12 protein-coding genes and 1 tRNA gene are annotated in these 14,081 nt (G+C 52.8%); 3 read left to right on the top strand and 10 right to left on the bottom strand.

Features of this window, described 5'->3' with window-relative positions; translation table 11 throughout:
* Positions 1–355: 355 nt before the first annotated feature.
* Both HOY33_RS04030 and HOY33_RS04035 read right to left on the bottom strand, forming a co-directional pair.
* Positions 356–430, bottom strand: a tRNA-Arg gene (locus HOY33_RS04030).
* Between the two features lie 76 nt (positions 431–506).
* Positions 507–1,463, bottom strand: a complete 957-nt coding sequence (locus HOY33_RS04035) for a formate/nitrite transporter family protein (RefSeq protein WP_216660406.1) — start codon at positions 1,461–1,463, stop codon at positions 507–509.
* 373 nt (positions 1,464–1,836) lie between these two features.
* Here HOY33_RS04035 and mlaA point away from each other — a divergent pair, with 373 nt between their 5' ends.
* Together mlaA and mqo are read left to right on the top strand one after the other, a co-directional pair.
* Positions 1,837–2,598, top strand: a complete 762-nt coding sequence (gene mlaA / locus HOY33_RS04040; RefSeq protein ID WP_172288862.1) for a phospholipid-binding lipoprotein MlaA — start codon at positions 1,837–1,839, stop codon at positions 2,596–2,598.
* A 377-nt stretch (positions 2,599–2,975) separates the two neighbouring features.
* Entirely contained in the window at positions 2,976–4,559 is a 1,584-nt protein-coding gene (gene mqo, locus HOY33_RS04045) for a malate dehydrogenase (quinone) (protein ID WP_172288864.1), read from the top strand.
* A gap of 455 nt (positions 4,560–5,014) precedes the next feature.
* On the opposite strand, the gene HOY33_RS04050 is transcribed toward mqo, so the two are convergent.
* From HOY33_RS04050 to fadL, 8 genes are all read right to left on the bottom strand, one after another.
* Entirely contained in the window at positions 5,015–5,929 is a 915-nt protein-coding gene (locus HOY33_RS04050; protein ID WP_172288866.1) for an ROK family protein, read from the bottom strand.
* 59 nt (positions 5,930–5,988) lie between these two features.
* Complete coding sequence (locus HOY33_RS04055; protein ID WP_172288868.1) at positions 5,989–6,849, bottom strand: ketose-bisphosphate aldolase; 861 nt, start codon at positions 6,847–6,849, stop codon at positions 5,989–5,991.
* Between the two features lie 91 nt (positions 6,850–6,940).
* A complete protein-coding gene (locus HOY33_RS04060) occupies positions 6,941–7,792 on the bottom strand; it encodes a class II fructose-bisphosphate aldolase (RefSeq protein ID WP_172288870.1) in 852 nt (283 codons plus the stop codon).
* Between the two features lie 12 nt (positions 7,793–7,804).
* Positions 7,805–8,896: a PTS fructose transporter subunit IIC gene (locus HOY33_RS04065; protein ID WP_172288872.1), complete on the bottom strand. Its 1,092-nt coding sequence runs from the start codon at positions 8,894–8,896 to the stop codon at positions 7,805–7,807.
* A 25-nt stretch (positions 8,897–8,921) separates the two neighbouring features.
* A complete protein-coding gene (locus tag HOY33_RS04070) occupies positions 8,922–9,236 on the bottom strand; it encodes a PTS fructose transporter subunit IIB (RefSeq protein WP_172288874.1) in 315 nt (104 codons plus the stop codon).
* Positions 9,237–9,259: 23 nt separating this feature from the next.
* The gene (locus tag HOY33_RS04075) at positions 9,260–9,730 is read right to left on the bottom strand and encodes a PTS sugar transporter subunit IIA (RefSeq protein WP_172288876.1); all 471 of its coding nucleotides are present in this window, start codon (positions 9,728–9,730) and stop codon (positions 9,260–9,262) included.
* 121 nt (positions 9,731–9,851) lie between these two features.
* Positions 9,852–11,417 (bottom strand): transcription antiterminator, encoded by a 1,566-nt coding sequence (locus HOY33_RS04080; RefSeq protein WP_172288878.1) that lies wholly within the window; start codon positions 11,415–11,417, stop codon positions 9,852–9,854.
* A gap of 656 nt (positions 11,418–12,073) precedes the next feature.
* Complete coding sequence (fadL, locus tag HOY33_RS04085; RefSeq protein WP_172288880.1) at positions 12,074–13,375, bottom strand: long-chain fatty acid transporter FadL; 1,302 nt, start codon at positions 13,373–13,375, stop codon at positions 12,074–12,076.
* 390 nt (positions 13,376–13,765) lie between these two features.
* Between fadL and HOY33_RS04090 the strand changes: the two genes are divergently transcribed.
* Positions 13,766–14,062, top strand: coding sequence for a YfcZ/YiiS family protein (locus HOY33_RS04090; RefSeq protein ID WP_172288882.1), 297 nt, complete (start codon positions 13,766–13,768; stop codon positions 14,060–14,062).
* Positions 14,063–14,081 lie beyond the last annotated feature (19 nt).

Below are 14,081 nucleotides of genomic sequence, written 5' to 3' on the forward strand. Positions count from 1 at the left end.
TTCAGGGCAAAAGCAATTTGCTCTTCAGTACAGCGGATCTTTTTCATGGCCGGATTGCCTCTTTTTTAAGGAAAAGAAGGGCAGAAAACTCCAGTTTAGCCTGGTCCTGTTTAATGGGAAGAGATCAGCTTTTCAGCAGGTTTTGCATTTCTAACCTTTACCTCAGTGAGTGCCATAGAAAATCTCCCACAGTGATGGTATCTGCATTATCGAACTGACTATGCCAACATTTATACCAACAAAACAGCGTGAATGTCAGTAAAACTAAGTAGATTGCAGTAGGCGAGTCAGTTGTATTAACTTGTTGAATAGAATGGAAAAAATAGACTTCGATGGACGTTCGTGGGCGAAATTCTGGCGTCCCCAGCAGGAATCGAACCTACAACTAGCCCTTAGGAGGGGCTCGTTATATCCATTTAACTATGGGGACGCAAAGCGGGGCTATTATACTCATTTTAGCCCCGAGAATAAGCACTTAACGGCGCGTTTGCTTAAACTGTCGGCAATCAGGCGTCTTTTTTCTGCTTTTTCTGCTGTGCTTTCGTTTGGCGTCCTTCCGATTCCGCTCTGGTTTTGTTGCTCATATCGTTACGAATTTGCGCATGGCTCATCAACGCGAAAATAAACGTGCCGCCAATGATATTGCCCGCCAGCGTCGGCAGGGCGAAGGGCCAGATGAAATCCTGCCAGGCTATTTTACCGATAAACACCAGATAAAAAATTTCCGAGGCGCCGGCGACAATATGGGTGAGGTTACTGAAGGCGATCATCCAGGTCATGATGATGATGACCCATATTTTGGCTGAACCGGCGTGCGGCAACATCCACACCATGGTGGCGATAATCCAGCCGGAGAGCACGGCGTTGGCAAACATTTCTGACGGCGAATTTTTCATTACCTTCATGGAAAGCTCGATCAGCGCGTCGCGGGTGGCGCCGTCAAACACCGGCATATAGGTGAATGCCAGCGCGGCAAATGCCGTACCCACCAGATTGCCTGCCAATACCAGCCCCCATAACCGGGATAGCAGATAGAAATTATGACGTACCGGCTTTTGCATGATAGGTAGCACGGCCGTCACGGTATTTTCGGTAAACAGTTGTTGACGGGCCATAATGACGATCACAAAGCCAATGGTGTAGCCGAAGCTTTGCAGTAAAAAGCCGCCGGGTACGCCAACCAGATTGATATGCAGCATACCGATAGCCATAAATGAGGTTCCCATGGACAGGCCCGCGGCGATAGCCGACCAGAACAGCGCCATGGCGTCGCGTTCCAGCTCTTTCTGTCCTTCCTGACGAATCTCTTCGTGTATCGCGGCCGCAGGCGAGGGCAATGTCGCTTCATCAATGTCGATGTTCTTGCCCTGGCTATTTTCCTCGCTTTCTACTTCGATTTGCTGTTTATCATCGTGCGGCGTGATGTTTTTTCCGTCGTGATTCTTGGTTGATGTGGCGTTCATGGCTGTTCTCTTTATCTTCTTTTATTGTTTAAGCGTAGCTGTTTTCAAAACATGCGATAACATCTGTGGCGTCGCCGGTTTTGGAGGCTGTTATGCTATGATTTCGTCATACCGACAGGGGTGCGGGCGGTGAGGCGGGCCGCCATATTGCGGGTGCCGCCCGTATTCCTGTCAGTGGGGCATGCAGTGAGAATAGTCTGGTAAGCGTCTGAAAAAATAGGAATGCGCATGCCAAAGTAGAAGCGGGGCAATAAAATGTTACACTGTTGACCGCTATTCCTCCTTTGCTTCCCATCCTGATGGGCTGAGCAGGTTCTGGGAATGCCCCATTATCAACTGCGGGTATAACGCAACATAATCAGGGAGAACAGATATGAATTACCGCCTGAGTGGGGTGGTGTTTGCCAGTGTGTTACTTGTTGGCTGCGCCAGCTCCGCGGATCGGTCCCAAGAAGGGCGATCGGACCCGCTTGAAGGATTTAACCGTACCATGTTCAGTTTTAACTACGATGTATTGGATCCTTATCTGGTGCGGCCAGCGGCCGTCGCCTGGCGTGATTATGTGCCGACACCGGCGCGTAACGGCCTGAGTAACTTTTTCAGTAATCTGGAAGAACCTGCTTCTATGGTGAACTATTTTGTTGAAGGTAAGCCGTATAAAGCGATGATCCATTTTAACCGTTTCTTCCTGAATACCTTGTTGGGTATGGGCGGTTTGATTGACGTAGCCTCTATGGCCAATCCTAAACTGGCAAAAGAAGAGTCGCGTCGGTTTGGCAGCACGTTGGGCAATTACGGTATAGGCTATGGGCCTTATGTGGTGTTACCGGGCTATGGCAGCGCGACGGTACGTGAAGATGGCGGTGGCGTAGTGGATACGCTTTATCCGGTAATGAGCTATATGACATTCTGGATGTCGGCAGGCAAGTGGGTGCTGGAGGGGTTGGAAACCCGGGCTCAGTTACTCGATTCCGACGGTCTGTTGCGTAACTCTTCCGATCCTTATCTAATGATTCGGGAAGCCTATTTCCAGCGCCATGACTTCCTGGCCAGCGACGGGCAGATTACCCCGCAGCTCAACCCTAATGCGGCATCCATTGAAGACTCGCTTGGTGAGATTGACGCCGCCGAGTAGCAACGCATATTTTCGTTTTGAACAAAGGCACCCTCGGGTGCCTTTAGCTTTTATAAAATGCTGCTAAGCTTATTTTCTGTTGGGGTGTCATTCGGTTTGTTTCGTAAAGGTTATTACATTGTTGTTCATTTATTTACTTACAAAAATTTCTTTTCTCCCCTCAGCTAACAATAATGTCACGTCGCCAGCCAGAACTGATGCTCCTTTGGTGCTGAAAAGAGTCAGCAAACTGATTTTTTTGTTAAAGATATTCTTAACAAAAAGGTCATAAAATGACTGTTTTCGCCATTGAGGAGGATAGCCTTGTTGGCGGTAAGGGATGCCTGGAAAGTCTATTTGCCTGCAATTATAAAAATTCAATGAATAGAGATATAAGCATGAAAAAACTACTCACGATGATGTTATGCCTGAGCATGGTTGGGATGGCCCCACTGGCGACGGCGGAAGAAAACAGTGCGACGGATAAAACCACCGACGTGGTGCTGATTGGCGGCGGCATTATGAGCTCGACGCTGGGCGTCTATTTACAAGAGCTTCAGCCTAACTGGTCGATCGCGATGATTGAACGTCTGGATAATGTGGCCGAAGAGAGTTCCAACGGCTGGAACAACGCCGGAACCGGCCACTCCGCCTTTATGGAATTGAACTACACGCCTGAGAATGAAAACGGGCCTATCGATATCAGCAAAGCGGTGGAAATCAGCGAAGCATTCGAAGTTTCGCGCCAGTTCTGGTCGTATCAGGTGCAGAACGGTGTTCTTCACGATCCCAACTCCTTTATCAACAGCGTTCCGCATATCAGTTTTGTCTGGGGTGATGAGAACACCCGTTTCCTGAATAAACGTTATCAGGCGCTACAGCACAGTACGTTGTTCCGCGGGATGGAATTTTCTGAAGAGGCCGACACCATCAAAGGATGGGCGCCGTTGATTATTGAAGGCCGCGATCCGGCGCAGAAAATCGCCGCGACCCGTATGCCGATCGGTACGGACGTAAACTATGGCGAGATCACCCGCCAGATGGTTGATTCCCTGAAGACAAAGCAGAATTTTTCGTTGCACCTGAATGCTGAGGTCAGAGAGATCAAACGTAACGCGGACAACACCTGGAGCGTGACTTACGCCGATCTGAAAAACGGTGACAAAGAAAGCGTTATCAAGACGAAATTCGTCTTTATCGGCGCGGGCGGCGCCGCGTTGCCGTTGTTACAGAAATCCGGCATTCCTGAAGCTGATGCTTACGGCGGTTTCCCGGTCGGAGGCGAATTCCTGGTGACGGATAACCCGGAAGTGGTGAAACGTCATATGGCGAAAGTCTACGGTAAAGCCTCGGTGGGCGCGCCGCCGATGTCTGTTCCACACCTGGATACCCGTATTTTTGACGGTAAGCCGGTGGTGCTGTTTGGGCCATTTGCCACCTTTTCCAGTAAGTTCCTGAAAAATGGTTCACTGTGGGATCTGATTGGTTCCGTGACGCTGTCCAATGTGATGCCGATGACCCACGTTGGTCTGGATAATTTCGATCTGGTTAAATATCTGATTAGCCAGGTGATGATGAACGACGATGACCGCTTTGCCGCGTTGCAGGAGTATTTCCCGGACGCGAAGAAAGAGGACTGGAAGCTGATTATTGCGGGCCAGCGGGTGCAGGTTATCAAGAAAGACGCGGATAAAGGCGGCGTACTGAAGCTGGGCACCGAAATTGTCAGCGCGCAGGATGGTTCGATCGCCGCTCTGTTAGGGGCGTCCCCGGGGGCTTCTACAGCAGCGCCGATCATGCTGAGCCTGTTGGAAAAAGTGTTTAAAGATCGGGTCGCGACGCCGGAATGGCAGGCCAAGCTGAAAGAAATCATTCCTTCATACGGTCAGAAGCTGGACGGCAATATTGAAATGACCAATAAAATCCGTCGCTATACCAGCAGCACCTTGCAATTAAACTATATTGAAGTGAAACCGGAATAACGGTAGAGACGATAGGCCGCGCAAGCGGCCTGAGGTTGCTGACAAAGTCGTCTGTCAGCCTGAGATTACCCGGGCCTACCGTACCGAGGGGCCATTATGGGACACATCCTTGTGTCCCACCCTGCGGGCCAGCATAAATGCTGTTCAAATTTGCTCCTGACAAATTTGTCGGCGGCTTACGCCGCTACGGCCCCTCGCCACGCTCTCCCTAATAACAGGCTTTGTCAATGGTCTGAGGCCGCGTAAGCGGCCTTGAGTTTGCTGACAAAGTCTGGTGAGCGGCGATAATGGATGGATCGTAAAGACGCTGCAAGTACGTCCCTGTAAGCTCGAACCGCGCCATCCCTGGCGCGGACGCTTTACTCTTCCATTCCATTATCACCGTTCGATAAAGGGTGATAGGTTTGTCAACGGTCTGAGGCCGCGTAAGCGGCCTTTTTACTATCCCCGCAGAGCTAGCGTCCTGGTTCTTCTTTTCCCATCCACGCCGCGCCCCGCACACCGCTGCTGTCGCCGTGTATCGCCTGCACGATGGGGGTACAGAAGCGATCGGTAAACGTATAGGCCGCTACGCGGGATGCCATATCCCGGTACAGTGCGGGCGCATTGGATAGCCCGCCGCCGAGGACGATCACGTCGGGATCGATCAGGTTCACTATCGTTGCCAGCATTCTGGCTAACTGATCGAGGAACAGATCGCACTGGTATGCGGCGGCGGCCTCGCCGTTTTCTGCCTGCGTCATAATTTCCCGAGCCGTCGCCTTGCGGCCGGTAACCAACAGGTAGCGGTTAGCCAGCCCGGTGCCGGAGACAAAAGACTCCACGCAGTTGCGTTGCCCGCAATAACAGTTCGCCGCCGGGCCATCTTTGGCGGGATCATAGCCCGGGAGGGGATTATGTCCACACTCCGCCGCATTGCCGTGGCCGCCGGCAATCACCTGTTTATCGATCGCCAGTCCGCCGCCGCAGCCGGTGCCGAGCGTCACGCCAAACACCATGCGGTGGGTTTTACCGGCGCCGTCCATTGCTTCGGACAGGGCAAAGCAGTTGGCGTCGTTACCGATGGCTACACGCTGATTCAGTCGCTGTTGCAAATCCTGCTGTAGCGGCCGGCCGTTGAGCGGCAGAATATTGGAATTCTTTATCAGGCCGCTGAGCGGCGAAATGTTGCCCGGCAGGGCAATGCCGATCGACAAAGGGGCGCCAACCTGGTCTTGAATCGCGGTGACTATCCGGCAAACGTGTTGCAGGAAGTGTTCATAGCTGGCTTTGCGGGTCGCCGTCCGCTGTTGGTACAGTGTCGTTCCATCCCCGGTCAGCACGGCGGCGGCGATTTTGGTGCCGCCGATATCCAAGCCTAAATGGCGCATTTTCCCTCCCCGTGGGTTTTGAAGACTGGCAGGGCGGGCAGTTCCCGCCCTGGGGTAACTCAGTACAGGCCGGCTTTGCCGGTAGAGCCAAATAGCGCCATTTTGTGGCGGATCACGGCTTTGGCCGCCTGAATGGGTTCCGGATAGATGGCGTTAGGATCCCACCAGGTTTCCCGTGTCAGGATCTCGCGGGCTTTTTGGAAGTAGGCGTACTTCATATCGCTGGAAATATTGATTTTGCCTACTCCCAGCGTCACCGCCTCGGCAATCTCGGCGTCCGGGTTGGCGGAACCGCCGTGCAGCACCAGTGGGATCGACACCCGCTCGGATATTTCTCGCAGAATATGCATTTGCAGTTCCGGCTTCATATTCTTCGGATAAATGCCGTGCGCCGTGCCGATCGCCACCGCCAGCGTGTCCACGCCGGTGCGTTTGACGAAGTCTTCCGCCTGCGCCGGCTCGGTATAGATCACCTTGGTGACGCCGCCTTCTATCGTGGTGCCGGTATCGCCAATGGTGCCCAGTTCGCCCTCAACGGAAACGCCCACCGCATGCGCCAGTTCCACCACTTCACGGGTCAGCGCCACATTTTCCTCATACGGCAACAGCGAACCGTCGATCATCACCGAGGTGAAGCCGCACTGGATGGCGCGCAGTACATGGGCAATCGAGGCGCCGTGATCCAGATGGATAACAAACGGCGCCGGGCTGCGCAGCGTGCGTTCCCGCACGTAGGCAAAGAATTCGTCGGTCACAAACTCCAGCTCGCTGGGGTGGATCGAAATAATCGCCGGGGTCTGAGTGGATTCGGCTTCTTCCACCACCGCACGGATAAAGCAGCTATCCGCCACGTTGAAAGCCCCTATGGCGAAGCGGTGCTCGCGGGTGGGTTTTAGCATTTCATGCATTGAAATCAACATGTTACTCTCCTTCAGGGTAAGGTTAGGGGTAAAACTTTCCCACACCGGTGCAAAATCGCCGGTGGTCGTGCGCCAAGGTAGGGAGTGCCGTCTAGGCTTTTTGCGCGGAGCCGGACCAGCTCAGATACTCAAACACCACGTCGCGGCAGGCGGATTCCATTATCGCCATCAGATCTGGCAGCTCGCTGTCCGGGTGCTGCTTCAGAGCCTGTCGCAACGCGGTTTTACCGGCCTCAAATACCGCCGCGCCGACATTGATCTTTGCTACGCCGTACTGGCTGACGCGGCGGATATCATCGGCGTGGGTGCCGCTGCCGCCGTGCAGCGCCAGCGGCAGCGGCGATTCATGGTGCAGTGCGGCCAGGCGTTCAAAGTTAATCTGCGGCGTGACGTTCGGTGGATAAAGTCCGTGCGCGGTGCCGACCGATACTGCCAGCAGATCGATGCCGGTCTGGTTGATAAAAGGCCGCACGTCTTCCACCTGCGTCATCTTCACGGCGGCATCGTCCAGATCGTAAACGGGCGCATCGGCGATGTGTCCGAGTTCGCCCTCAACACACACTTCCGCCGTCGCCGCGATTTGCACCACCTGGCGGGTCTGGCGGATGTTTTCTGCCAGCGGATGGCTGGAGGCATCGATCATCAGGCCGCTGAAGCCGGCGCGGAAAGCCTGGCCGATCAGATCGAACGTGGTGCCGTGATCCAGACTGAGCGCCACCGGCACGGTGGCTCGGTGCGCCAGCGCGCTCACCAGCGCAACGGCGGCCTGGGGCGGAAAGTGCCCGCAGTGTCCCTGATAAACGTTCAGGATTAGCGGCGCCCGCTGTTGTTCGGCGGCGATGATGGCGGCCCGGGCGGTTTCCAGATTGAAACAGTTGATTGCCAGTACGGCATACTGTCGTTGATAGGCATCATCAATAATGGATTTCATTGGGGCATACATAACCACTCCTGTTTATTCGAGGGTGAATTTGATGTCTTCGTCGCGCACATTGCTGTCATCAATGTCATCGAATTCTTCATCTGCCGGCGTGACGCGTTTTTTCAGCAGCGACAGCATCACGCCGCAGATTGCCGTGCCGATGCCCAACGCCAGACAGAACATCAGCGGTTTGGTGAACAAAGGCACCACAAACATGCCGCCGTGGGGCACCGGCGCTTCCACCCCCCAGACCATGACCAGGCCGCCGGCCACCGCCGAGGCGACCACACAACTGGCAACCACGCGCAGCAGATCGCGGGCGGCGATAGGGATTACGCCTTCGGTGATCATGCAGATCCCCATCGGGAAGGCGGCCTTCAGCGCTTCTTTCTCCGCTTTGGTGTATTTATGACGCGTCAGCAGGAAAGAGAGCGTGATACCGAACGGGGGAATGATCGAACCGACAAACTTCACCGCTTCCGGGCCGTAGATACCGTCAACCAACATACCGTCGGCGAATAGCGACATGGTTTTGTTTACCGGGCCGCCAAAATCGAAGGTAGCCATGGCGCCCAGGATCGCGCCCATCAGGAACTTTGAACCGCCCTGCATGGATTCCAACAGGTGGATCAACGCTTTTTGCAGCCAGACGATCGGCTGACCGATAAACGTCATCATCAGCACGCCGGCGATAACGGTGCTGAGCACCGGCAGGATCATCACCGGCATCAGCCCCTGCATGGAGGCTGGTAGTTTGATGCTCCGCCGCAGCAACAATACGGTGTAGCCGACCAGAAAGCCGCCGAGAATGCCGCCGATAAAACCTGTCTGGATCTGCCCGCAGATAAAGCCGACGATAAGCCCCGGGGCAAAACCGGGGCGATCGGCAATGGAGTAGGCGATTGCCGCGCTGATTAGCGGGACAATCAGCACCATGCCCCAGCCGCCAATCTGGTTCAGCATCCAGGCGAAGCTGCCGGTTTTTTCCGCTACGTTGGTGCCGCCAATCACCTGCCCAAGCGCAATACAGATACCGGCGGCGACGATCAGCGGGATCATCCAGGAGATACCGGTAAGCAGGTGCCCCTTTATTTCCTGGCCAAGTTTATTTTTGCTGCCGTTCATAATGTTATTCCCGAAAAGTTAATCTTCAGGCTCGTTCCAGCGAGCCGGCCACTTTTTCCAGAAACTTCACCGGGGACTTAATCACCACGTCGGTTTTTACCCGGACAACCGGTTTGTCTTTGAACCTTTCTTCTCCTTTGATCTTGATATCGACGGCCAAGATCACCACGTCGGCCGCGGCGATATCCTCCGCGGATAATTCGTTTTCCGTTCCGATGGTGCCCTGGGTTTCCACCCTGATGTCGTGGTTCAGCGCCCTGGCGCCTTTAATGAGTTTTTCCCGCGCGATGTAGGTATGCGCGATGCCTGCCGTGCAGGCGGCTACACAAACTATTTTCATGTTATGCCTCGTCTTTTTCCGGGTTAGCAGAGGTCTGTTTCCGCGTACTGGCTGAACAGTTGGATAATTTTTTCCGGGTCGGGCTCGTCTAACAGTTGGGCAATGATCTCATCGTCGGCCAGCGCGCTGGCAACCTGAGACAACAGGCGGATATGCGTGGTGTTCTGGTCTTCCAGCCGCACGGCGAAAAGAATGATGCAGCGGACATGACTGCCGTCCAGCGTTTCCCAGGGGATGTCCTGCCGGGTGCGGCCGATGGCCAGCGAGGTTTGGGTCACCGCTGCGGATTTCCCATGCGGGATGGCGATATGATTTTCAAAGCCGGTGGAGCCTTCGGCCTCGCGCAGCCATACGTCGCGGATAAAGGCTTCTTTGCAGGTAATGGCGCCGTCCTGATACAGCAACTCGGTCAGTTCCTGAATAACTTCTTCTTTATTCCTCGCCGTCATGGCTAACTTGACGCGATTGGCATTGAGAATCTTATTAATGTTCATCCACTTCACCTCAAAAAATTAACAGCCTATCCCATTAGGACGACCTGACTTGCCGCTTTGAACCTGGGCCGTGTTCGCACAAGCGCAATTGCGTTTGAACGTTCTTCTGACCTGCTCCCGATTAATGCTCAGCCGTCGATAATAAATTCACCGCCTGATGCAATTGACTGGCGATCAACTTTTCCGTGACGCGCTTGATATCATCGTCATTAAAAAATGCCGAGACGTAGACGATCGGGATATGCTGTTCTTCCAGATGAATGGTGGAGATCACCAGATCCACCTCTTCCTGCCGGCAAAACGCCGCCATGTTGCTGGCGGAAACCACGCCAACAATGCTCCAGTCTGGAAAGGCCCGCAGAATGCGGCTCTTCAGCAGATGCGAGGTGCCAACGCCGCTGGAGCACACCACCAGAATGCGTCGGCGGGCGATTTGCCGCTCCAGCGCGGCCTGAAAATGCACCGTCAGGTAGCCCACCTCATCTTCTGCGATCGGCTGTAATTGAAAGCGCCGGCAGAGTTGTTGCGTTACGCGTTCGGTAATTTGATAAATATCCCGTAGCTCGTCTTTTATATCCTCAAGTAACGGGTTGCGGATACGGATACGGTATTTCAGGCGGTTGAGCAGGGGCTTAATATGAATCAGCAGGCCGTCATATAATAATGAGTCCGCGCGCAGGTCGATATTGATAAAGTCTGAGAAGATATCAATTAAATTCAGCGCTATCCGGCGTGATTCACCGTTGGATAATTGGTGTCGGGAATACAGGTTGTCTCCCCGTTCTTCAATAACAATGCCGGAGGAAATAATATATTGATAAATAAACCATACCTCATCGGCAGGCAGGCGATTATCAATGCGCTGTTCTATTTTATCGACCATATTTTCCGCGATGCCGAGTATATTACGGTCAATCTGTCGCCGATGCGTCTCTTCACCCAACGGCATTGAATTACCCAGCGCCATGCGGTGCATCATAATTAATATATGGGTAAAAATATTAATATAATAAGGTTCCCCCAACGGATAAGAGAGCTGCTGTTCCATGTCCTGCAATAGCTGCTGGACAAAGTTCACCTCCTGTTCGCCAAAATAATCGATTAATGCTTTGTAGCTGCCGGGATCGAGACGCGAGTGGTTGAGATTGCCCGGCTCTTTGTGGTTCATGACATCATTGATCAGGGAGACCATCGCCTGGCGGACATGGTTTTCGCTCCCTTCGATATGCGTGCCGCTCTGGCTGCGTATCAAGGTTAACCCCAACGGCTGGATCCAGTGTTCGATAATCTTTAAATCATTGACGATCGAGGCATTGCTGATGAAGTAGCGTTCGGAAAGTTTGCTGATTGAGGTTTCCAGCGGCGCATCGCTGAGCAATTGAGAGGCGATTTTTACCCGGCGCGCATTGTTGGTCAGCGCATCTGAATAGCCGTCGTCCGTGGCAATTTGCCGCTCTAGTTGAATAAGGTTTTTAACGTCGTCGGAAATTAACAAAATCCCCGCGCCAATTTTTTTATCCGGATAAATATTCCAGGCGGATAAAAAATCTTCAATAAATTGCAGGTCGCGTTGAATTGTCTTTTCAGAAACATCCAAATACTGTGCAATATTTTTAACCGGCACATGCGTTTGGCGCTGTAGCAAGTATTTCAATAATCTGTTTTGTCGCGAGGTAAGTGGTTGCATAAGATACCCCTTTTATTCTGCGCTAAACATAATGTTAATTATTATTGATAAAATCCGCTAATATAACCTATTCACTGTTGTTTGCCGGTAGGCTTTAATCACTTTTTGCTGATCTGAATATAGAAGTCAGCGTAAATAACGACAATACTAAAAACTGTCCCTTGAATAGGACAACATTAAAACGTCAGCGGCGGAGGGGGATTAATTTCGGCTGGATCACATTTTTCTGGTTATTAAGTGTGATAGCGATCGCATCTTAATAAATAAACGTCTTATTCCGTGGCGAATTATAGCGGTAATCAACGCTTGTTTTATTTGGCGCATGATTTCAAATAAGGGATATCGTCAGGTTGATCAATGGATAGTCGCGGGGAACGGCACGCTTACGCGCTATCAGGCCGCTTGCGCGGCCTTAGATTGCTGACAAAGTCGTCTGTAAGCCTGAGATACCCGGGCCTACCGTACCGAGGGGCCATTATGGGACACATCCTTGTGTCCCACCCTGCGGGCCAGCATAAATGCTGTTCAAATTTGCTCCTGACAAATTTGTCGGCGGCTTACGCCGCTACGGCCCCTCGCCACGCTCTCCCTAATAACGGACTTTGTCAATGGTCTGAGGCCGCTTGAGCGGCCTTTTTACATGGTGAAGCGGGAGATCAGAATGCGTAGTTAAAGTTTACGCCGTACAGCCAGGCTTTGCCTTTTGAACTGAACTCATAGCGCGGCGACCCGGCGCTATCAGAGATAGGTTCGCTGATATTGACTTTTTTACCGTGCATATAGGAAACGCCGACATCAACCGAAGCGTCTTTATTGAATGCATAGGTCGTTCCTGCGCTTAGCCAGAAACGATCCTGATCCGGAATGGAAATAGAACGTTTGTCGGCCGGAACCGGGCTGTCGTCAAAAGCGATGCCGGTACGGAAAGTCCAGTGATCATCATGATAATAGGTGGTGCCCAGCGCGATACGGTAGGCGTCGCGGAAGCCTTCGTCTTTACTGAACAGCGTCTGGCCGTTGCTGCCGGTCGCCCTTAACTCCTGAAATTGGCTCCAACTGGTGTAAGTCAGGCTGTAGTGCACCGCCCACTGGGGCGCTACGCGGTGATAGGCCGAGGCTTCCCACATTTCCGGCAGATTCAGCGTCAGTTCGCCGGGGATGGTTGCGCCCCCGGTGCCGCCCGCCGCAACAGGAATATCGTTGCGATAATCGCCTTTAAAATCGATATCGACTTTGGAACGATAGGTCAGGCCGAAGCGGTTGTTTTCATCCACTTCATACAGAATGCCGGCGTTCCAACCGTAACCCCACTCTTTACCTTCCAGGTGAGCCAACTCTGAGGAGGAATTTGCCACAACGCCTTGCAATCCGCCTGCTGCCACTGGAATGTTGGCTAACTCACCCGCCCGGCGCACGATCTTGGCATCGGCGTAAACGGCGTTGACGCCCAGACCAAAGCTGAAGTGCTGATTCAGACGATAGGCGGCGCTCAGGTTCAGGTTCGAGGTCACCAGATCCGTTTGCCCGCCGATGGAGCCGGCCGCGTAATTATCATTGAAATCGGTAGCCAGGCCGTAGTTGGTCACGGCGGACGCCCCGATGGCCCATTGATCGTTCAGCGGCATAATAAAGTGCAGGTTCGGCACCCAGGCATGCGGCGCGATATTCTTGGCGCTGGTATCCTGACCGGTGAAAGAGTTTTTCCCCTGCACATCAATATCGGGATTAATGTAGGTCACGCCGCCGGAAAAAGAGGGACGGTCAAATAGGGTCATGGTGGCGGGGTTACGGCTACCGGATGCGGCATTGTCCGCCACGGCGCCTTCACCGGAAAACGCACGCCCCAAACCAGAGGAAGAATACTCGTTGAGCTGGAAGCCGGCAGCGGATGCATTTGTTGAAACCAGTGCCACTGCAACAGCAATTGCGGATTGTTTTAACAGGTTTTTCTGGCTCATGACCAAAACCTCTTTATGTGGTCGTTATTCGACTTTGTTACACCAAGTAACAAGGGACGCGCATTGTAGGGGGCGCATTCGGTCTGACAAATCAGACCAGTTGGCAAAGTATAAGTTGGGAATATGTTAATGTTGCAAATGTGTATTAAAAATATGACCAAAATGATACAGAAGTTAGATCTACTTAACGTTTTGGTTAATTTGCGTGATAAGGAATTACGAGGGTTTTACTCTACGATAACAATTAAATGTGATAGATCTCACTAAATTCCCCCACGGACAGTAAGTTCTAGTGCTGTGCCGACCCGGTGAGTAGAATAGGCGGGAATATAAGGTTTTTTGAACTGGATCATATCTGTTGTACTGGTCTCTGCCGTAGAGGAAAGAATGATGACAAACGCAATAAACAAATGTTCTGCTGAAGAAACCGCCGCCTGCTGCTGCGTCGATGTTGGCACGGTGATGGATAATACGGATTGCACCGCGTCTTACAGTAAAATCTTTACCGATCGGGCTGAGGCTGAAGCTACGCTGAAAGCGCTGACGGAGAAAGCCCGGTCGGTGGAATCCGATCCTTGCCAGATCGACAGTAAGCTGGCCACGGTGGACGGCGGCGTGAAGCTGGATATTGACTTCACTTTCTGCTGTCAGGCGGAAACGCTGATTTTCCAGCTTGGGCTGCGTTAAGTTTCGCCTTGTTTCGGGG

Source organism: Brenneria sp. hezel4-2-4 (assembly GCF_013155275.1).
Taxonomy (GTDB): Bacteria; Pseudomonadota; Gammaproteobacteria; order Enterobacterales; family Enterobacteriaceae; genus Brenneria.

Excerpts from the sequence above, each read along its gene's own strand:
- HOY33_RS04035 (WP_216660406.1), bottom strand. The coding sequence starts at position 1,463 with ATGAACGCCACATCAACCAAGAATCACGACGGAAAAAACATCACGCCG.
- mlaA (WP_172288862.1), top strand. The coding sequence starts at position 1,837 with ATGAATTACCGCCTGAGTGGGGTGGTGTTTGCCAGTGTGTTACTTGTT.
- mqo (WP_172288864.1), top strand. The coding sequence starts at position 2,976 with ATGAAAAAACTACTCACGATGATGTTATGCCTGAGCATGGTTGGGATG.
- HOY33_RS04050 (WP_172288866.1), bottom strand. The coding sequence starts at position 5,929 with ATGCGCCATTTAGGCTTGGATATCGGCGGCACCAAAATCGCCGCCGCC.
- HOY33_RS04055 (WP_172288868.1), bottom strand. The coding sequence starts at position 6,849 with ATGTTGATTTCAATGCATGAAATGCTAAAACCCACCCGCGAGCACCGC.
- HOY33_RS04060 (WP_172288870.1), bottom strand. The coding sequence starts at position 7,792 with ATGTATGCCCCAATGAAATCCATTATTGATGATGCCTATCAACGACAG.
- HOY33_RS04065 (WP_172288872.1), bottom strand. The coding sequence starts at position 8,896 with ATGAACGGCAGCAAAAATAAACTTGGCCAGGAAATAAAGGGGCACCTG.
- HOY33_RS04070 (WP_172288874.1), bottom strand. The coding sequence starts at position 9,236 with ATGAAAATAGTTTGTGTAGCCGCCTGCACGGCAGGCATCGCGCATACC.
- HOY33_RS04075 (WP_172288876.1), bottom strand. The coding sequence starts at position 9,730 with ATGAACATTAATAAGATTCTCAATGCCAATCGCGTCAAGTTAGCCATG.
- HOY33_RS04080 (WP_172288878.1), bottom strand. The coding sequence starts at position 11,417 with ATGCAACCACTTACCTCGCGACAAAACAGATTATTGAAATACTTGCTA.
- fadL (WP_172288880.1), bottom strand. The coding sequence starts at position 13,375 with ATGAGCCAGAAAAACCTGTTAAAACAATCCGCAATTGCTGTTGCAGTG.
- HOY33_RS04090 (WP_172288882.1), top strand. The coding sequence starts at position 13,766 with ATGACAAACGCAATAAACAAATGTTCTGCTGAAGAAACCGCCGCCTGC.